The 18,184-nt window shown below is 66.2% G+C and carries 22 protein-coding genes (1 of these 22 cut by a window edge); 12 read left to right on the top strand and 10 right to left on the bottom strand.

Annotation, left to right across the window (positions count from 1 at the left end):
- The first annotated feature begins 40 nt into the window (after positions 1-40).
- On the top strand, positions 41-1,018 hold the full coding sequence (locus ACZ1II_RS00145) for a phosphatase PAP2 family protein (protein ID WP_465143822.1): 978 nt from the start codon (positions 41-43) through the stop codon (positions 1,016-1,018).
- Here ACZ1II_RS00145 and ACZ1II_RS00140 read toward each other — a convergent pair.
- Positions 982-2,010, bottom strand: a complete 1,029-nt coding sequence (locus ACZ1II_RS00140) for a bile acid:sodium symporter family protein (protein ID WP_465143821.1) — start codon at positions 2,008-2,010, stop codon at positions 982-984. The genes ACZ1II_RS00145 and ACZ1II_RS00140 overlap by 37 nt on opposite strands.
- Before the next feature lie 90 nt (positions 2,011-2,100).
- Between ACZ1II_RS00140 and ACZ1II_RS00135 the strand changes: the two genes are divergently transcribed.
- The 4 genes from ACZ1II_RS00135 to ACZ1II_RS00120 all read left to right on the top strand — a co-directional run bounded on the left by ACZ1II_RS00135 (position 2,101) and on the right by ACZ1II_RS00120 (position 5,581).
- Positions 2,101-2,982, top strand: a complete 882-nt coding sequence (locus ACZ1II_RS00135) for a LysR family transcriptional regulator (RefSeq protein ID WP_465143820.1) — start codon at positions 2,101-2,103, stop codon at positions 2,980-2,982.
- 165 nt (positions 2,983-3,147) lie between these two features.
- Complete coding sequence (locus tag ACZ1II_RS00130) at positions 3,148-4,113, top strand: methionine ABC transporter ATP-binding protein (protein ID WP_465143819.1); 966 nt, start codon at positions 3,148-3,150, stop codon at positions 4,111-4,113.
- Positions 4,110-4,775 carry a methionine ABC transporter permease gene (locus tag ACZ1II_RS00125; RefSeq protein WP_465143818.1) on the top strand — a complete coding sequence of 222 codons (666 nt, stop codon included), beginning with the start codon at positions 4,110-4,112 and terminating at the stop codon, positions 4,773-4,775. The genes ACZ1II_RS00130 and ACZ1II_RS00125 overlap by 4 nt, the downstream gene beginning before the upstream one ends.
- Before the next feature lie 8 nt (positions 4,776-4,783).
- Entirely contained in the window at positions 4,784-5,581 is a 798-nt protein-coding gene (locus ACZ1II_RS00120; protein ID WP_465143817.1) for a MetQ/NlpA family ABC transporter substrate-binding protein, read from the top strand.
- A 3-nt stretch (positions 5,582-5,584) separates the two neighbouring features.
- Here the strand turns inward: ACZ1II_RS00120 and ACZ1II_RS00115 are convergent, their stop codons facing one another.
- Positions 5,585-5,980: a hypothetical protein gene (locus tag ACZ1II_RS00115; protein WP_465143816.1), complete on the bottom strand. Its 396-nt coding sequence runs from the start codon at positions 5,978-5,980 to the stop codon at positions 5,585-5,587.
- 180 nt (positions 5,981-6,160) lie between these two features.
- On the opposite strand from ACZ1II_RS00115, the gene ACZ1II_RS00110 reads away from it, so the two are divergent.
- On the top strand, positions 6,161-6,760 hold the full coding sequence (locus tag ACZ1II_RS00110) for a hypothetical protein (protein WP_465143815.1): 600 nt from the start codon (positions 6,161-6,163) through the stop codon (positions 6,758-6,760).
- 43 nt (positions 6,761-6,803) lie between these two features.
- Here the strand turns inward: ACZ1II_RS00110 and ACZ1II_RS00105 are convergent, their stop codons facing one another.
- Both ACZ1II_RS00105 and ACZ1II_RS00100 read right to left on the bottom strand, forming a co-directional pair.
- Complete coding sequence (locus ACZ1II_RS00105; RefSeq protein WP_465143814.1) at positions 6,804-7,337, bottom strand: YceD family protein; 534 nt, start codon at positions 7,335-7,337, stop codon at positions 6,804-6,806.
- A complete protein-coding gene (locus ACZ1II_RS00100; RefSeq protein ID WP_465143813.1) occupies positions 7,334-7,849 on the bottom strand; it encodes a ubiquinol-cytochrome C chaperone family protein in 516 nt (171 codons plus the stop codon). The genes ACZ1II_RS00105 and ACZ1II_RS00100 overlap by 4 nt, the downstream gene beginning before the upstream one ends.
- A gap of 169 nt (positions 7,850-8,018) precedes the next feature.
- Here ACZ1II_RS00100 and ACZ1II_RS00095 point away from each other — a divergent pair, with 169 nt between their 5' ends.
- The 6 genes from ACZ1II_RS00095 to ACZ1II_RS00070 all read left to right on the top strand — a co-directional run bounded on the left by ACZ1II_RS00095 (position 8,019) and on the right by ACZ1II_RS00070 (position 11,975).
- Positions 8,019-8,513, top strand: coding sequence for an outer membrane protein assembly factor BamE (locus ACZ1II_RS00095; RefSeq protein WP_465143812.1), 495 nt, complete (start codon positions 8,019-8,021; stop codon positions 8,511-8,513).
- Positions 8,514-8,662: 149 nt separating this feature from the next.
- Positions 8,663-9,232: an ATP-dependent protease subunit HslV gene (hslV, locus tag ACZ1II_RS00090; RefSeq protein ID WP_465143811.1), complete on the top strand. Its 570-nt coding sequence runs from the start codon at positions 8,663-8,665 to the stop codon at positions 9,230-9,232.
- Positions 9,233-9,245: 13 nt separating this feature from the next.
- Positions 9,246-10,544, top strand: a complete 1,299-nt coding sequence (hslU, locus tag ACZ1II_RS00085; RefSeq protein WP_465143810.1) for an ATP-dependent protease ATPase subunit HslU — start codon at positions 9,246-9,248, stop codon at positions 10,542-10,544.
- A 102-nt stretch (positions 10,545-10,646) separates the two neighbouring features.
- Positions 10,647-11,045, top strand: a complete 399-nt coding sequence (locus ACZ1II_RS00080; protein WP_465143809.1) for a GFA family protein — start codon at positions 10,647-10,649, stop codon at positions 11,043-11,045.
- On the top strand, positions 11,042-11,749 hold the full coding sequence (locus ACZ1II_RS00075; RefSeq protein WP_465143808.1) for a phytanoyl-CoA dioxygenase family protein: 708 nt from the start codon (positions 11,042-11,044) through the stop codon (positions 11,747-11,749). The genes ACZ1II_RS00080 and ACZ1II_RS00075 overlap by 4 nt, the downstream gene beginning before the upstream one ends.
- 25 nt (positions 11,750-11,774) lie before the next feature.
- Complete coding sequence (locus ACZ1II_RS00070) at positions 11,775-11,975, top strand: DUF1737 domain-containing protein (RefSeq protein ID WP_021235064.1); 201 nt, start codon at positions 11,775-11,777, stop codon at positions 11,973-11,975.
- 20 nt (positions 11,976-11,995) lie between these two features.
- Here the strand turns inward: ACZ1II_RS00070 and ACZ1II_RS00065 are convergent, their stop codons facing one another.
- From ACZ1II_RS00065 to ACZ1II_RS00040, 6 genes are all read right to left on the bottom strand, one after another.
- Positions 11,996-12,958: a glycosyltransferase family 61 protein gene (locus tag ACZ1II_RS00065; RefSeq protein ID WP_465143807.1), complete on the bottom strand. Its 963-nt coding sequence runs from the start codon at positions 12,956-12,958 to the stop codon at positions 11,996-11,998.
- A gap of 195 nt (positions 12,959-13,153) precedes the next feature.
- A complete protein-coding gene (locus ACZ1II_RS00060) occupies positions 13,154-13,342 on the bottom strand; it encodes a hypothetical protein (protein WP_465143806.1) in 189 nt (62 codons plus the stop codon).
- Positions 13,343-13,423: 81 nt separating this feature from the next.
- Positions 13,424-15,244, bottom strand: coding sequence for an ABCB family ABC transporter ATP-binding protein/permease (locus tag ACZ1II_RS00055; RefSeq protein ID WP_465143805.1), 1,821 nt, complete (start codon positions 15,242-15,244; stop codon positions 13,424-13,426).
- A 74-nt stretch (positions 15,245-15,318) separates the two neighbouring features.
- A complete protein-coding gene (locus ACZ1II_RS00050) occupies positions 15,319-16,164 on the bottom strand; it encodes a retropepsin-like aspartic protease (RefSeq protein WP_465143804.1) in 846 nt (281 codons plus the stop codon).
- A 245-nt stretch (positions 16,165-16,409) separates the two neighbouring features.
- The gene (locus ACZ1II_RS00045) at positions 16,410-17,318 is read right to left on the bottom strand and encodes a beta-1,6-N-acetylglucosaminyltransferase (protein ID WP_465143803.1); all 909 of its coding nucleotides are present in this window, start codon (positions 17,316-17,318) and stop codon (positions 16,410-16,412) included.
- Between the two features lie 6 nt (positions 17,319-17,324).
- Positions 17,325-18,184, bottom strand: the 3' portion of a protein-coding gene (locus ACZ1II_RS00040) for an oligosaccharide flippase family protein (protein WP_465143802.1). It continues 592 nt past the right edge of the window; only the last 860 of its 1,452 coding nucleotides appear in the window; the start codon falls outside the window, past its right edge; it ends in the stop codon at positions 17,325-17,327.

Raw genomic sequence — 18,184 nt, 5'->3', positions numbered from 1 at the left:
GTCGGCCTCTCCGTCCTCGGCTACGACTTCGTATGGAGCGATGGCGCCGGGACTCGCTGCTGTCCTGACGAGGGATGCCGCCCCGTCCGGTGCGGAAGTCCAGGATGAGGGCTGGTCGCTCGTGCGGCGGCACCTCTTGCTGGCCATGGTATTCAGCCTGATTGCTCTCTGCGCGCTCATGTCTCTCGCCCAGCTGCGCATCGACCCTTGGCGGGCGAGCAACCTGCCGTTCGCCGCCGCCGCAGCGCTGGCGCTGTCCTTGCGGTTCGGCCTGCCTCACAGCGGCTGGCGCCATGCCGCGCCGCTGGCGCGTTTCAGCGAATATGCGGCGCTGTTCATGCTGATCTCGCTGATGGGGGCGACGGCCAGCTATCCGGTCTCCGGGCTGACTCACGGCTATGCCGATGCGAAGCTGCACCGGATCGACCTCGCGCTCCGCTTCGAGTGGGTCGCCTGGTACAAGTGCGTCGCCGCGCATCCTGCGCTGCAAGTGCTGGGAACGGCGGTCTACCGCAGCATTTACGTGACGCCTGCCATTCTGCTCGGTGTCGCCGCGTGGACAGGGCGCCACGACCGGGCCTACCACTTCCTGGCGACGTTCTGGCTGGCGGCCTTCATCACCCTCTGCCTGTTCAGCCTGATGCCCGCGGTCGGGCCGTTTTCCTACTTGTGGCACGGGCCGATCAGCTACATGCCCGAGAGCGAGCTGTGGCAACCCGGCCTGATCCCGGCCCTGCGCGCTCACTCCGTGCATGTGGTGGACCTGGGACAGTTGCGCGGACTGGTCTCGGCGCCGAGCTTCCATACGGCGGCGGCGGTGCTCTACATCGTCGCGGCCTGGCGGGTGCCTTCGCTGCGCTGGCCGCTGCTGACGCTCAATGCCCTGATGCTGCTCTCCACGCCGGTCGAAGGCACGCACTACCTCAGCGACATGATCCTCGGCGCGATCGTGGCCTTGACCGCGCTGGCTCTGGTGCGGCTCTACCGCAAGTGGCTGACGGAGACCGTCAGGGGCTGACCTGCCTCGTCCCGCCGGGCATAGCGGCGGGCCATCGTCGCGCAGACGAACAGCTGGGCCTGGTGGAACAACATCAGCGGCAGGACGATCAGCCCCACGGCGTGGCCGGGAAACAGGATCGTCGCCATCGGAATACCACCTGCCATGCTCTTCTTGGAGCCGCAGAAGACCACGGCGATCTCGTCCTCGATCGGGAAGGACAGGGCGCGGCTGGCCAGCGTCGTCGTCAGGATAACCAGCGCCAGCACCACCAGCGAAATCCCGAGGATCGCCGCCAGTCCCGAGACCGACATCTGGCTCCAGATTCCGGCGACCATGCCCGCGCTGAAAGCGGCATAGACCACCACGAGCACCGAACCGCGATCGACCACCGAGGTCAGCACCGGGTGGCGCTTCAGCCGGTCCGCGATCCACGGACGCACGACCTGTCCGGCGACAAAGGGCAGCAGGATCTGCAGGGCGATGTCCTCCAGTGCCTTCAGCGAGAAGCCGCCGGTGGCGGCGGGGAGGAGCTGCGACACCAGGATCGGCGTCAGCACCACGCCCAGCATGTTCGACAGCGAGGCGCTGCACAGTGCCGCCGGTACGTTGCCCCGCGCGATCGAGGTGAAGGCGATCGAGGACTGGACGGTCGAGGGCAGCAGGCAGAGGAACAGCAGTCCAGTCACGACATCCTGCGGCAGGTGTCCGCGCAGGGCGAGCGAGACGGCGATCCCGATCAGCGGAAACAGCACATATGTGCTCGCGAAGACCAGCGCCTGTAGCCGCCAGTTCGACAGTCCGTTCCAGATCGCCTCGGGCGCGAGCCGGGCGCCGTAGAGGAAGAACAGCGCGGCAACGGCGGCGACCACTGCCTTCTTGGCCAGCACCGCGCCGAAGCCCTCGGCCGGGAGCCAGGCCGCCAGCGCGACGGTGGCGATCAGCAGGATCAGGAAGCGGTCGCCGGGAATGCGGGCGATCAGCGCGGCGGCGGAACGGAACGGTGTCGTCATGGCAGGGCCTTCCTTGTGCAGGCCCGAAGTAGATGTCGCCCTTGTTATGCACAATTGCGATGGTATGGATAACAGTCATCATGTATTGTGATGACGATGGAACTCATTCCCGTCGATCTCCTCCAGACTTTCGTCGCCGTGGCCGAGGCAGGCAGCTTTACCGGCGCGGCGCGCGCTCTGGGGGTGGGGCAATCGACCGTCAGCCAGCAGATCCAGCGGCTCGAACAGCGTACCGGCCGCCGCTGCATCGATCGCAGCACCCACCGGATGGCGCTTACCGCGGATGGCGAGGTGCTGCTGGCCCATGCCCGCTCGATCCTCGACGGCCATGCCCGCTTGCAGAGCTACCTTGCCGCCGTGCCGCTGCGCGGGCGGCTGCGGCTGGGGGCCTGTGAGGACTTCGTGCTCTCGGCCCTGCCGGACGTGCTGGCCGCCTTCGTGCGCCGCCACCCGGACGTCGATCTCGAACTGCGCGCCGGTCTCAGCGAAAACCTTTACGAGGCGTTTGACGCGGGCCTGCTCGATCTCATCTTCGTCAAGCAGCGGGAGGGCGACCGGCGCGGGACGGTCGCCTGGGAGGAGCCGATCGTCTGGTCCGCCCACCCCGATTTCCGCATCGACCCGGAAGAACCTTTGCCGCTCCTGCTCTATCCGCCGCCCAGCGTCACCCGCTCGCGCGCCATCGAGGCGCTGGAGCGGGCCGGGCGGACATGGCGGGTCGCCTTCACCAGCGCCGGGCTGACCGGCCTGAGCGCGGCGGCGCGGGCGGGGATCGGGCTGCTGCCGCATTCGGCGCGGCTTCTGCCGCCGGGCCTCGTCGTGCAGCCGAGCCGCAGCGGATTGCCCGAATTGCCCCGTATCCGCTTCGTGGTGATAGGGCCGGGCGGTGTGAATCCGGTGGTCGATGCGCTGGTCGCGACGATTCTGCAATGGTCGGGCCTGCAATGGTCGGGCGTTCAGGGAGGCCGGTAATCCTGCCTTTGCGATCTATGAGAAAAATTGAATCGGAAGGCGCTCTCCCGGCACTGGATGCCGGGGCCGCGCTTCGCTATTGGCGGCTTTTCCCCCAGACATTGCCGGTTCGGAGATAATGCGCGTTTTGGTCCAGTTTCCTCAATCCTGCCCGGTGATCGGCGCATGATCCGTCTCGAAAGCGTCCACAAGGCGTTCGGCGGCACCCATGCGGCGCTGGCCGGTGTCGATCTGGAGATCGCGCGGGGTGAGGTGTTCGGCATTATCGGCCGGTCGGGCGCGGGCAAGTCCACGCTGGTGCGCCTGCTGAACGGTCTGGAACGGCCGACTTCCGGGCGCGTGCTGATCGATGGCACAGATGTCGCCGCGCTGGACCCCGCCGGACTGCGGGCGCTGCGGCGGCGCGTGGGCATGATCTTCCAGAACTTCGGGCTGCTCTCCTCGCGCACGGTGTCCGACAATGTCGCCCTGCCGCTGCGCATCGCCGGTGCCTCGAAGGCGGAGATTGCCGCGAAAGTCCCGGCGCTGCTGGCGCGCGTCGGCCTTGCCGACCATGGCGGCAAGTATCCGGCCCAGCTCTCCGGCGGCCAGAAGCAGCGCGTCGGCATCGCCCGTGCGCTTGCCACCGATCCCGAGATCCTGCTCTGCGACGAGGCGACGAGCGCGCTCGATCCCGAGACCACGCGCTCGATCCTCGCCCTGATCGCCGATCTCAACCGCGAACTCGGCCTGACGATCGTGTTCATCACCCACGAGATGGACGTGGTGCGCCAGGTCTGCGACCGGGTGGTCGTGCTCCATGCCGGACGCGCGGTCGAGACCGGGACGGTGGCCGACGTGTTCCTCCGCCCGCAGGCCAGCGAGACCCGCGCGCTGATCGACGAGTCCGGCGAACATGCCGAGCCGGTCGGCTTCGACGGCCCGATCGTGCGGCTGACCTTGCATGGCGGCGCCGTGCTCGACCCGGTGCTGACGCGCATCGCGCGGGATACCGGCACCGATTTCATCATTCTGGACGGCCGCATCGGCCGCCTCAAGGATACCAGCTTCGGGAGATTGACACTGGGCCTGCTGGGAGGCGACACCGCCCGCGCCATCGCGGCGCTGCGCGAGAAGGGCGACGTGGAATGAGCACTTTCTTCGTGAACGTCGATTGGGCCGAGATCGCCCAGGCCTGCCTCGATACCCTGACCATGCTCGGCGGATCGCTGGCGCTGACCGTTCTGCTGGGCCTGCCGCTCGGCGTGGTGCTGTTCCTGACCGGGGCGGGACAGGCCTGGGAAAACCGTTGGACCCATGGCGCGCTGGCGTTCGTGGTGAACCTGCTGCGCTCGGTGCCCTTCATCATCCTGCTGATCGTGATGATCCCGCTGACGGTGCTCCTGATGGGCACTTCGCTGGGCGTTGCGGGCGCGATCCCGCCGCTGGTGGCGGGCGCGGCGCCGTTCTTCGCGCGCCTCGTCGAGACCGCCCTGCGCGAAGTCGACCGCAATACCGTGGAAGCCGTGCAGGCCATGGGCGCGACGACGCGGGACCTCGTGTTCCGGGCGCTGCTGCCCGAAGCCCTGCCGGGGATCATCGCCGCCGCAACCGTCACCGCCATCGCGCTCATTTCGTTCACTGCCATGGCCGGTGCGGTCGGCGCGGGCGGGCTGGGCGACCTCGCCATCCGCTTCGGCTACCAGCGTTTCCAGACCGACGTCATGTTGGTCACGGTCGTGCTGCTGCTCGTCCTCGTCCAGTTCCTCCAGGCCGCGGGCGACCGTCTCGTCCGGCATTTTACCCGCAAATAGGATTTTCCATGCAGCGACGCTTGCTCCTTGCCGCCTTCGCCTCCCTGCTGCTTGCCGGTTGCGGCAAGTCGGCCGCGCCGAGCGACCCCCATGTCCTGACGGTGGCCGCCACGGCGGTTCCCCATGCGGAAATCCTGGAAGTCGTGAAGCCGGTGCTGGCCAAGGAAGGCCTCACGCTCGACGTGAAGGTCTTCAACGACTACGTCCAGCCCAACGTCCAGGTCTCCGAAGGCCGGATCGATGTGAACTACTTCCAGACCGGGCCTTATCTCGACGAGTTCAACAAGGCCAAGGGCACCCATCTGGTGCCGATCGCCGGCATCCATGTCGAGCCGTTCGGCGCCTATTCGCGCAAGTGGAAGAAAATCGACGCGTTGCCGGACGGCGCCACCGTCGCCATTCCCAACGAGCCGAGCAACAGCGGCCGCGCGCTACAGCTGCTCGCCAAGGGCGGCCTCATCACCTTGCGCGACCCCAAGAGCATGTCCGCGACGCCCAAGGACGTGGTCGCCAATCCGAAGCACCTGAAGTTCCGCGAGATCGAGGCGGCGACCCTGCCGCGCGTGCTGGGCGAAGTCGATCTGGCGATGATCAACACCAACTACGCGCTCGACGCCGGACTCAACCCGGTGCGCGACGCGCTGCTGATCGAGGGCAAGGACAGCCCTTACGTCAACTTCGTGGTCGGCACCGAGAAGGCCAAGACCGATCCGCGCGTCGCCAAGCTCGTCACCGCGCTGCGCAGCCCGGAGGTGAAGGCCTTCATCCAGCGCAAGTATGAAGGCGCCGTACTTCCGGCCTTCTAAGGATCAGTAGACGCAGATCCGGCGGCTGGTGCCCTGGACCCAGCAGGCCGGATCGCGCTTGCTGCGCGTGAAGGCGCCTTGCGACACGAGGCGGGCGCCGTTGTCGTAATCGACCACAATCCGCGACGGGCTGGTCTTGTCCGCGTAGTAGGCAAGGCCGTCAACGTCGATGGCGAAGCTGCCGTCGCCGTTGCGGGGGTAGAACGTGCAGACCCGCCGCACGCCGTCATCGATCCTGCACTGCGCCGCGCGGCCCTTGCTGATGGTGCCGCCGTTGTAGTCGGCCACCGGCTTCAGCGGCCTGCCAACAGTGAGTTCGTTGCCGTGGCTGTCCTTCACTTGCGCGCCTGCAGGCACGGCGAGCGCTAAGGAAAGGGCAAGAAGGGCGGGCAGGCGCATGGGCGTTTCTCGCTGTTTACAGGCTGTTGCGGCAGGTGATCTCACCGAGGCCGGGCGGCGGCAAGTCCCCAACAGCAAATGTCATGACTCGAAATGGCCGGGAATCGCGCCTTGGCCCGCCGGGGAAGCTCCTCTAAGGGGCCGGGCGAAGAGCGATACAGCAGGACAAGTTCGAACGAGATGACAGTGGCAAAAGACCTGATCCAGCTGGGCAAGCTGGTCGCCGTGCAGCACGGCTGGGCCGAGGCCAAGGCGTTCAAGGCCTACGAGATGGCCGATGCCGACAAGGCGCGGCTGGCAGCCTCGGCGGTCGAGATCCTGAAGGTCTTCTCCAAGGTGGAGCCTGTCGAAGGCGCGCCGATGGCAGCCTGGCTCAGCGCGGCTCTGGCGGTGCAGCTTGAACGGCACCTGTCTGCGCCGGTTCATGTCGTCGCGGGTGTGCTCGCGGTGGACGGAGTGCCGGTCTACGGCCGCCGTGTGCCGGTGGACGGCGCGGCCGTGTTCGGCGCCGAGGACCTCCTCTGGAGCGGCCATGTCTGGGTCATGGTGGGGCCTTACGTGGTCGATATCGGCCTGTTCCGCGCTGCCTATTCCGCCGAATGCCCGGCGGAGCTGGCACGCCACGTCCATTCGGTGTTCGGGCAGGACAAGGGCCTCTACGTCGATCTCTGGCGCCGGACCCGCCATTTCGGCTTGAGCTATGAGCCGCAATATGTCCTGAGCCGCGACGAAGTGACGCGGCTCATGGGCGGCGCCTACCGGCTCATCGCGCCGGATTGAATTTGTTTGGAAATTGGCACGCCGCGAATTTCCAAACGGACTCTCACTCTTTAGCGCCGAACCCTTTCAGCGCCGCGAAGGGGCTGTTGTCCTCGGGCGTGCCGATTCCTGCGGCCTTGCGCGCGCTGTCGGCCTCGGGACCGGTGAGAAACGGGTCGATCGACAGCGCCAGGCTCTGCGCCACCGCCTCGCCGAGGTCGATGTGGGTGCCGCTATAGTCGATCTCGTCGCAGTCGTCCGAATCGAGTTCGATCTCCTCGTCGGGCGCATGGTCGTCGGTTTCCGGCACGAAGCGGAAGAACAGCGGCTCGTCCAGCGAGACCGCGATGTCCTCGGCGGAGACGGCGCAGGCCTGCACGTAGTCGGCCTTGATCCGTCCGCGCGCCTCGACCTTGCGGTCCTTGCGTTCCAGTTCGAGATCGGCCTCGAGCCGGTCGATTCGCACGAGGCCGAAGCGCGCGGAGAGCGCTTCGCGCTCGGCGGCATTGGCCTCGACGATGTGATGGGCCTTGCCCTCGGCCTGACGGATGTCGACCGGGCGGGAGAATTCGGGGTTATGGGCAGGGATATCGGTCATCGCGCAATGCTCGCGTTCAGGAGGTCATGGTCGGTAACGGCATCGAGCTGGCGCGCCAGCACCTGCACCTGCCCGGCAAGAGCCAGACGGTCGGCGCCTTCGATTAGCGTCATGTTGCGGACGAGCACTTCGGCCAGCGCCGCGTCGCCCTGCGGCAGGGCTTCGCGCAGTGCGCCGATGCGCCCGCCGAGCACGCTCATCAGCTTGCCCATGCGCTTGCCCACCACAAGGTCGCCGACGCCGGACTGGCGAAGCTGGCCGTCCATGTCGTCCACGAACAGCTCGGTCAGGTGCACGGAAGGCGTTATCAGCGTCTTGTCACGCTCCATGCGCAGCATGACGAGGGCCAGCACCAGGGTCACCGCATCGAAGCGGCCCGCCACGGTGTCGGCCACGCCGAACTGCGCATACCAGGGCTTTTCGCGGGCGATCTCCACCACGCGGTGCCAGAGCGGACGGACTTCGGCGCGCGGATCGGAACTCTTGCCGACGAGACGGGAAAGCAGGGACATCGGACAGTCTGACCTTTCGTTCATCGGCAATTCTATCGACCTGCCCCAACGCCCATTGCGTGACGGGCTGGCGGGCTTTAAGGCTCGGTGCCGTTATCTGGCCGATATATGGGCCTTGTGCCGGGTGGCAATGCCCGGTGCGGGTTCTGGCCCCGAATGGAGTGGGAAAATGCGCAGTTACGGTCACATGGCTAAGGCGGCAGGCATCGCGCTGGCGCTGGCTGCGCTGACGGCAGGATGCACTTCGGTGCGCGATCACCGCGGTTATCTGGTCGACCAGACGCTGCTCGATTCGGTCCAGCCCGGCATCGACAACCGCCTGTCGGTGGAAAAGACGCTCGGCCGCCCGACTTTCGTCAGCCAGTTCGGCGAGAAGGATTACTACTACATCTCGCAGACGGTGAAGACTCCGCCGTTCCGCCGCCCGCAGACTTCGGAGCAAACGGTGCTGCGCGTGCGCTTCGATGCGGCGGGCAATGTCGTCGGCGTCGACAAGCGCGGCATGGAGCAGGTCGCGCGGATCAGCCCGAATGGCGACAAGACGCCTACGCTCGGCCGCCATCGCGGTCTGCTGGAAGACCTGTTCGGCAATATCGGCCAGGTCGGCGCTTCCGGCATGGGCGGCGGCACTGGGCCGACCGGCCCCGGCCCGAACGGCAGCTGATCCAGACGGGAAACACCGGAGACCAATCGTCCCCGCAAAAACGTCCGCGAAACCACATTGGTTTCGCGGACGTTTTTTGTTGCGAATACGACACGGAATGGTGCGCCTTCACCGCTTGAACCGCGCGAATGCAGCCATATATCCGCGGCATGGATAATAGCGCGGCCAGCCACGGCCTGATCCAGTGGCACGGAACGACCATCATCGGCGTGAAAAAGGGCGACAAGACCGTCATCGCCGGTGACGGTCAGGTCTCCATGGGCAACACGGTGATGAAGCCCAATGCGCGCAAGGTGCGCCGCATCGGCGACGGCAAGGTGATCGCGGGCTTCGCGGGCGCCACGGCCGACGCCTTCACCCTGTTTGAACGGCTTGAGCGCAAGCTGGAGCAGCATCGCGGCCAGCTCATGCGCGCCGCCGTCGAACTCGCCAAGGACTGGCGGACAGACAAGTACTTGCGCAATCTCGAAGCGCTGATGATCGTGGCCGATGCCGAAACGCTGCTGGTGCTGACCGGCAATGGCGATGTGCTGGAGCCGGAAGGCGGGCCGGAAAGCCAGATCACCGCGATCGGCTCGGGCGGCAACTATGCGCTCGCCGCCGCCTGCGCGATCGACGGCTACGAGGCCGACGCCGAGAAGATCGCGCGCCGCGCCATGGCCGTGGCCGCCGACATCTGCGTCTTCACCAACGACCGCGTGACGGTCGAGACCATCTGAGATCATCGACATCATGAAAGACAACCTGACCCCCAAGGCGATCGTCCGTGCGCTGGATGAGCATATCATCGGCCAGACCGAGGCCAAGAAGGCCGTCGCCGTCGCCCTGCGCAACCGCTGGCGCCGCCAGAAGCTCTCGCTCGAACTGCGCGACGAGGTTACGCCGAAGAACATCCTGATGATCGGCCCGACGGGCTGCGGCAAGACCGAGATCAGCCGCCGCCTCGCCAAACTGGCCGATGCGCCTTTCGTCAAGGTGGAAGCCACCAAGTTCACCGAAGTCGGCTATGTCGGCCGCGACGTGGAGCAGATCGCCCGCGACCTCGTTGAGGAAGCGATCCGTCTGGAGAAGGAGCGTCGGCGCGAATCCGTGCGCGAGGCAGCCAGCAAGGCGGCCATGGAGCGCCTGCTCAATGCGCTCGTCGGCGAAGGCGCTTCCGAGGCCACCCGCGCCTCGTTCCACCAGCGCATCACCGAAAACGCCATGAACGAGACCGAAGTCGAGATCGAGGTCGAGGACAGCCCCTCGGCACCGATGGAGATTCCCGGCATGGGCGGCTCGGTCGGCATGATCAACTTGTCCGACATCATGGGCAAGTTCGGCGGCCAGAAGCTGACCCGCCGCAAGATGAAAGTGCCTGACGCCTGGGACAAGCTGGTCGACGAGGAGTCGGAAAAGCGCCTCGACCAGGATGACGTCGCCCGCACTGCGCTGGCCAATGCCGAGACCAACGGCATCGTCTTCCTCGACGAGATCGACAAGATCGCCGTATCGGACGTGCGTGGCGGTTCGGTCAGCCGTGAAGGCGTGCAGCGCGACCTGCTGCCGCTGATCGAGGGCACCACCGTCGCCACCAAGTACGGCCCGATGAAGACCGACCACGTGCTCTTCATCGCCAGCGGCGCCTTCCACGTCGCCAAGCCGAGCGACATGCTGCCCGAACTCCAGGGCCGCCTGCCGATCCGAGTCGAGCTGAAAGCCCTGACCGAAAAGGACTTCGTGCGCATTCTCTCCGAGACCCGCGCGAACCTGGTGGCGCAGTACAAGGCGCTCCTCACCACCGAGGAAGTTTCGGTGGAGGTCACCGAGGGTGCGGTGGGCGAGATCGCCCGGATCGCCGCGCTGGTGAACGAGAGCGTCGAGAACATCGGCGCCCGCCGGCTTCAGACGGTCATGGAAAAGCTGCTGGAGGAACTGAGCTTCGAGGCCGAGGATCGCAAGGGCGAGACCGTGACCATCGACGAGGCCTATGTCCGCGACAAGCTGGATGGCCTGGCAGGCAATGCCGACCTGTCGAAGTATATTCTCTAAGGATTTTGGCGCCGTCCCGGACATGATCCGGGACGGCGTATTTGTTCCTTGAATGTTCCGCCTGATGGGTTAGCCTCTCCCGCATTGTCAGGGAGATTCGCAATGAAGCTGGAAGGTGGATGCCAATGCGGCGACATTCGCTACGCAGTCGAGGGTGAGCCGGAGCACGTCGCGCTCTGCCACTGCAGCGATTGCCGCAAGTCCTCCGGTGCGCCGACCGTGGCTTGGGCCGCGTTCAGGACGCCGGAGTTTTCGGTGATCACTGGGACGGCCACGGTCTACAATTCCAGCGGCAGCGCCATGCGCCACTTCTGCCCGCGCTGCGGCACCGGGCTTTGGTACACCAATGCGGAATATCTGCCCGGCCTCGTCGATATCCAGGTCGCCACGCTCGATGATCCCGATGCCCTGCCGCCCGGCGCCCATATCCAGGTTGCCGAGCGCATCGGCTGGATGAAGCATCTCGGCGAGCTTCCCGAATTCGAGCGCTATCCGGGGTGAGTGCCTCGACGGGCCTTTCCGAGTCTAAGTCCGGCGCGCAGGCGCTCGAACTGGAGTGCGACGGGGCAAGTTTTCATCCGGGGCTGGCGCTGTCGATGCTGGAGGCTCTGGCCAAAGTTCTCGCGAAATGGCCGGACGGCCGCGCGGGAACCCGCATCGCCGGAGATGCCGGACTGGCCCATCTGCTGGGGCCGGATCGTCCGGTCGGCGCGGCACTGGCGGAACTCGCGGAGGCTTCCGTGCAGCCGGTCAGGGCGGTGCTGTTCGACAAGAACGAGCGGGCCGACTGGTCGCTCGGCTGGCATCAGGACCGGACGATCGCGGTTCGGGCCGAAGCCGATCTGCCGGGCTTCGGGCCATGGACGGTCAAGCAGGGCATCCGCCATGTGGAGCCGCCTTTCGCGGTAATCCAGGCCATGCTGACGGTGCGGATTCATCTCGATCCGGTCGATGGCGGCAACGCGCCGCTGCTGATCGTGCCGGGCTCGCACCGGCTGGGGCGCATTCCCGTCGGTGACGTGGAGGCGGTCGTCGCGCGGGCGCCGGTCTTTTCCTGTCTGGCGGAGGCGGGGGATGTCTGGATCTATCGCACGCCGATCCTCCATGCCTCCCACGCCGCAGAGCCGGGGTGTCGCCGCCGCGTCCTGCAGGTCGATTACGCGGCGGGGGACTTGCCAGCACCGCTGGAGTGGCTAGGCATCTGACATTCGATAGCGAGAGAGATGCCCGATGTACCAGACCCCCGAGGACCGCCCGATCTACCGCCTGCTCACCGGAGCCGACGACCGTGCCTTCTGCGAGCGGGTCTCGGAAGCTCTCGCGCAAGGCTGGCGGCTCTACGGTTCGCCGTCGCTGTCGTGGGATACAGCCGAGAACTGCATGAAGGCGGCGCAGGCCGTGGTCTGGCATGAGGCCGACGTCGTGAAGTGAACAATAACCGAATTACGGGATCAGGCGTTCGCCGCGCGTTGCGGCTCTAGGCTGCCGCCGTTTTCCTGCTCGCATAGATCGAGTGCTTCTTCGAGTTGGCCGAGGTCTACCGCGAAGGGGCTTTGCTTATGCCGGTAAATGGCGGGCCAGCCCTGGAACTGCACCTCGTCGTCGAAGCTCGGGATCAGCTGGACGTAGCACGCCACCTTGTGGCCGATCCCGAGGGGGAAGTGATCGTGGTAGACGTTGGGCGGCATGATCTCGATTACCGAGGAAGTTCTGTCCTTCAGCGCCAGGAAGGCCAGCGCCGCGCCGTGGATCGCCACGAGTTGATCGGCGGCCTGCATCAGGGCGATCTGCTGCGCGATCGGGTGGTCTTCCAGATGGACGACGGTGAAGCCTCGCGCCTCCAGCAGAGCGTTAAGCTGCGCACTATTGGTCGGTGAGCGCGGGCCGCGACGGGATACGAAGACCTTGCGGGGGCCAGCGCCGCTGCCGAGGTGATCTGTATAGACTTCGCCGGTATAGCTATAGAGCGGCGCATCGAAATGATCTTCGATGCCGAACTGGGCAAGGCCGCGCGATAGCCGGAAGCTGAGTTTCTCTCCGGAAACCGGGCGATAGGTACAGATTGGCTCGATGCCGAAATGCAGCAGCAATTCTCGAAAGCGCGGTTCGAGCGGGCGGAAGACGAACGCGATCTCTCCTACTGCGCGCCGAGCCAAAAGGCACAGCGGGATGATGTCCATCAGCAGGTGCGAGATATTGTTGGGTTCGATGTGGCGGGTATCGAGGAAGCGACCCGTCTCGATCGGCCTGCTCCAGCGGCCGATCGCGCGCTTGGCGAGGGTGCGTGGGTTAAGGCCTGCCAGATCGGCGGAGCGCCTTGAACAGACCCGCTTCGACAGCAATGTCAGCGAGCCGAATTCCATCGGCCGCGGTACGCCGAGCGTCAGGCGCCGGTCGCCGACGAAAAGGTGCACTTCCACTGGCGTGCGGGGAGGAACGGGCTGGACGAAGTGACGGGAAAAAGGGGAGCCGGTCGCGAGCATCTCTTTCCTGCCGCCTGGTTGTTCGCGGCACCGAGTGTCCGGCGAACCTGCGGCAGGGGCAATCCGGTTGTCGCCCTTGGGATTATTGGGGAGATTACGCCGGAAGGGAGGATGGCTGTGTCTTGGTTAGTCGGCCTGCGCGAGATGCTGGCGAACTGCTGCTTCGGCCATTTGCGGCGCTTCCACGCCCGTTGAAGAAGCGCGGGGGGCAGGCCGGGGCTGGGCGAAAACAGGTCCGGCGATCATGGCGGCGGGGATCAGGGGCGCCAGTGAGGCCATGAGCAGCAGGACGGCGGACATCGGGGGCATTTTCACGCGGGGGTCGGCTCCGGGGAGGTTGTTCCTTGCGGAACCCTCGAAGCCCGGCATGGTTCCCCTTTCCCGCCGCGCGTGTCGTTATTGCGCGGCTTCGATCATCGCTTCTGCCTCGGCTGCCTGCCGCGCCCACATTTCGACGTAGAGGCCGTCCTGCCGCAGCAGTTCGCCGTGGGTTCCGCTTTCGGAAAGCCGTCCTTCGTTCAGCACGAGAATCCGGTCCGAATCCGCGATCGTCGACAGGCGGTGGGCGATCGACAGGCTCGTGCGGTTTTCCGAGACGCGGTGGAGGGTGGCGAGAATGTCCTGCTCGGTGCGGGTGTCGAGCGCCGAAGTGGCCTCGTCCAGCAGCAGGATTGGCGGGTTTTTCACCAGCGTGCGGGCTATGGCCACGCGCTGTTTCTCGCCGCCCGATAGCTTGAGGCCGCGTTCGCCGACTTCGGTGGCGAAGCCTTGCGGCAGGCGGTCGATCAGGCCCATCAGCGCGGCGCCGCGCGCGGCGAGTTCGATATCCGCCTGTGTGGAATCGTCGCGGCCATAGCCGATGTTGTAGCCGATGGTGTCGTTGAACAGCACCGAGTCCTGCGGGACGATGCCGATCGCGGCACGCAGGGACTCTTGCGTCACTCCGGCGATGTCCTGCCCGTCGATCAGGATGCGGCCTTCCTGCGGGTCGTAGAAGCGGAACAGCAGCCGTGCGAGGGTGGACTTGCCCGCGCCCGAGGGGCCGACGACGGCGAAGTTCTGCCCGGCTGGCACCTCGAACGACAGGCCCTTGAGGATGCGGCGGTCGGGCTCGTAGCCGAACACCACGTTGTCGAACACGATCGAGGGCTGCCGGATCGCCAGCGCCGGAGCGCCGGGCTTGTCGGAAACTTCCTGCGGTTCGTCCAGCAGGCGGAACATATCCGCCATGTCGATCAGGCCCTGCCGGATCGTGCGGTAGACCATGCCCAGCATGTCGAGCGGGCGGAACAGCTGGGTCAGGTAGGTCTGCACGAAGACCAGCTGGCCCGCCGTGTAGTTACCCTTGTACCAGCCCCAGACGGTATAGCCCAGCGCACCCGCCATCAGCAGGTTGATCACCACGCCCTGGGCGATGTTGAGCAGGCCCAGCGAATTCTCGCTCTTCACGGCGGCGACGGAATAGGCCCGGGTCGCCTGGGCATAGCGTTCCTGTTCGCGGTGCTCGGCGGAGAAGTATTTCACCGTCTCGTAGTTGAGCAGCGAATCCACCGCGCGCGCCAGCGCCTGGCCGTCGAGCCGGTTCATTTGCTCGCGCAGCTTGGTGCGCCATTCGGTGATCGTGCGCGTCACCCAGATATAGGCGGCGATGGCGACGGCGGTGGCGATCACGAGACCGGGGCCGAAGTTAATGTAGAAGATCACCGCCACGACCAGCAGTTGCAGGATCGTCGGCGCGATGTTGAACAGCATGAAGTAGAGCATCGTGTCGATGCTCTTGGTGCCGCGTTCGATCGTCTTGGTCACTTCGCCGGTCCGGCGGGCGAGGTGGAAGCGCAGCGACAGGCGGTGGAGCTGGCCGAAGACGTTCTCCGCCAGTTCGCGCGTCGCGTCCTGCCCCACACGCTCGAACACGATGTTGCGGAAGTTGTCGAAAGCGGTCTGGATCAGGCGCCCCGCCGCATAGCCGAGCACCATGAGCATCGCCAGTTGCACCAGCTTCGGACCTGTCGCGCCCATCAAGTCGACCGCCCACTTCATCAGATAGGGCAGGGCGAGCTGGGTCGCGGTGGAGAGCAGGATGAACAGGCAGGCCCAGACGATCCGCCAGCGCAGCGCCGGATTTCCGGCGGGCCAGAGGTACGGCATGAAGCGCAGCAGGGTGCGCCAGCCATCATGGCGGGCGCGCGAATCGTTGACGGCGGTATCGGGTGGCATCGGCGCTATTTAGGGTGCCGGGGACGATAGACAATCATGCGGTTGGCGAATGGGCCATGGCTTGCAGGCGTCCCTCACGATCCTTTGGAATTCGGCGTCCTCGAATCCGCCGCTCCCTTCTTCGGTACGTCGAACAGGATGCGCCGCGTCGGGAAATCGATGGCGACGCGCCGGAAGGCCCGCAGTTCGTGCATGCCGAGGAAGATCGCCGGGCGCTTGACCAGTTTCAACTCCTTGAAGGCGGGCGCATCGGCGAAGGCGATCAGTACGTTTGACAGAAACGCATCGTCGATCTGCAACTTTTCCGCAAAGCCCAGGCCTGCGGGCAGTTCGTGTCCCGTCACGGAAATCAGGGTGGTCTGCCCGGCGAACCTGTCGCGCACCGCGCGTTGCAGCGCGAGGTTGCCGATCGTGGTGCTGGAGCCGGTATCGATCACCACATCGACGCGAATGCCGTCGATCGTGGCATTGGTCATGATCAGCCGCCCTTCCTTCTTGCGGGCGCGCACGACGATTTCGTAGCCGCTATTGTCGCCGAGGCTTCTGGCGTCGCCGATGGCGATCGTGTTCTTCGTGAAATCGAGCACGACGCGCTGGCTCTGCAGGCTGTCGGTGCCGACGATGCCGTCCGCGCCGATATGCTGGCGGTCCAGCAGCGGCACTGTAAGGTCGAAGTAGGATTTCAGCCCGATATCCAGCGATTCGAGCCGCGCAGTGGCGACGCTGGTGGTGCCACCCATGCTGATGACCGTCACCGGCGGCCCCTGAACAAGGCCGAGCGTTCCGGCAAGCGCCGAGGAAACCACGGTGGCCTGCGAGCCGGTATCGATCAGGAAGCGATAGGGGCCGCGGCCCTGAAGGCCCACCGCAACCGTCATGCGATCGTCGTTGTCGGTCTGCCCCTGGATCGGAGCGTCCATATCGGTTTCGAGGTGCTGTATCCCGGTTTTTGGGGTCTGGACCGCAAAGGGCACAGGCTGGGCTGGCCCCGGTTGCACAGGCAAGGGCTGAACAGTTGAAGGCTGTGAGGGTACAGGCTGGGCGCCCATAATCGCCAGTTCGGCGAAGAGGAGCGTCAGCCCGAGGGCTGCTCCTGGCATCGTTCTCTCCTGCGCACCGCTATCTTGCGGATGTCGCAGGGTCGATCATACCACCGCGGCGGGCGCTATCCTAACGTTTCCGCATTCCGTGCGTCCCGATCCGGGGCAACTGGCGCGGCGGGCAGCGCGAGGAAGAACGGATCGTGCGTGAGCGAGACCTTGCGTATGAACCAGTCCCCGCTGCCCGCGATTTCGGGAAGGTCATGGGCCTCCAGCAGGCGGGGGCTGGAAGCGCCGCCGGGGAACTGCACGAAGCGGCGGTTTCCGGCGATCCGGTCTGGAAAGAAGCGGGCGATCAGGGTGGGAACGACATGCTCGTCGCAGCAGAGCGTGCCCTTCAACCTTCCGCTGCCCAGAATGCGCGGCAGTTCGCCGGCGAGCATCTCCAGCGCATCGGTGGGCAGCGACCACCACTGCGAGCCATAGGCCCAGGGACCGAACGGCTGCGAACGTTCCCGGCCGAACTTGCCACGCGCTTCGTCGAGCCAGCGCGCAAGGCGGCGAAGCTCCCATGTCGCGGCATAGGCGATCTGGTCCTGCGCGGGATCGAGCCGCAGCCAGCGGGTGTCGAAACGATAAGTCTGCATGCGCTCGGCCCTATGTCCGGGGCGGACCTCGACGTGGCAGAGGCGTTGTTCGAGCTGCGCGGTCATCCGGTCCCGCGAGATCGTCGGCCAGTCGGCGCCGCTGAGGAGGTGGGCATGGTCGCAGCCGAGGCGGACGGCCTCGCGCACCAGCTTTTCGGTGGCGGCGACCTGACTCCAGTGTCCCCAGCGCACCGCTACCGGGTCCGGAACGAGATGGACGCGGCCCGCCGGTCCGGGCAGGCGTTGCTGTAAGCCGTGCCAGAGCGCCGAGCGGCGGTCGGCATGGATCACCGCGAAATCCTCGGGGGCTCCGGCAAGCAGGGTCTCGATCAGCCGTTCGAGTTGCTCCGGCGCATCGTGGGCGAGCAGCAGATAGGCCATCCGCATGGCGGTTCAGCCCGCGCGGCGCGAGAGGATCGGGCGGGAGAGCGCGTCCACCATCATCCGCACTTCCTTCCAGGCGGGGTGGCGCGTCGCGGCCAGGGCGGCCAGCCAGGCGAGCACGCCGCTCGCGCTCAGCAGGAGCAGGGCGAGCAGTCCGAGGTCCATGCCCTGCCAGCGCGCGATCATCAGCGGCACTCCGGCGGCAAGCGCGCAGATGCCGCTGCGCGTGTAGACGGCCATCAGCGCGCCGAAGCGGAACCCGATCAGTCGGCCGAGATAGACCGCGTAGATCGCCCACCAGACGAAGCCGTATACCACACGGCTGATCCCTGCGGCTTCGAGGCTGATGAAGCAGCCCGCGGTCAGGATCACCACGGCGGCGGCAGTGTCGAGCAGGTTCACCCAGACGAGACGGCGAATCTGGCCGAGCAGGAGGGGCACGTCCATCTGCAAGGGGATGGCGACGAAGAAGATCTCGCCCAGCGCCGTCCAGCGCAGCAACGACGCCGAACCGATCCAGTTGGGGCCGTAGAGCAGCATGACCAGCGGCTCGGCGGCCAGCGCCAGCCCGATCATCGCGGCCCAGTTCAGCGCGGTATAGCAGGCGACGAGGTGGAGGTAAGGCTCCGCCAGCGGCTCACCGGCATCGCGCTTGCGGGCGAAGGCAGAGTAGAACACGCTGCCGATCGCGCCGGTGACGAGGGTGGTGAGCTGTCCCGCCAGGGCGCTCGCACGGCTGAACAGGCCGGTCGCGGCGATGCCGAGCAGGCGGCCGACGATGAGGTCCTGCGAACGCTGGCCGATCGCGGCGCTGGCGCTCAGCACGAAGGACATCGAACTGAAGCCGAGCATCGGCCGCACCGATCCGG

The sequence above is a fragment of the Novosphingobium sp. BL-S-20 genome (assembly GCF_055521635.1).
Note: the sequence above shows the minus strand (reverse complement) of the source record. Positions and strands in the feature narration are given on the sequence as shown.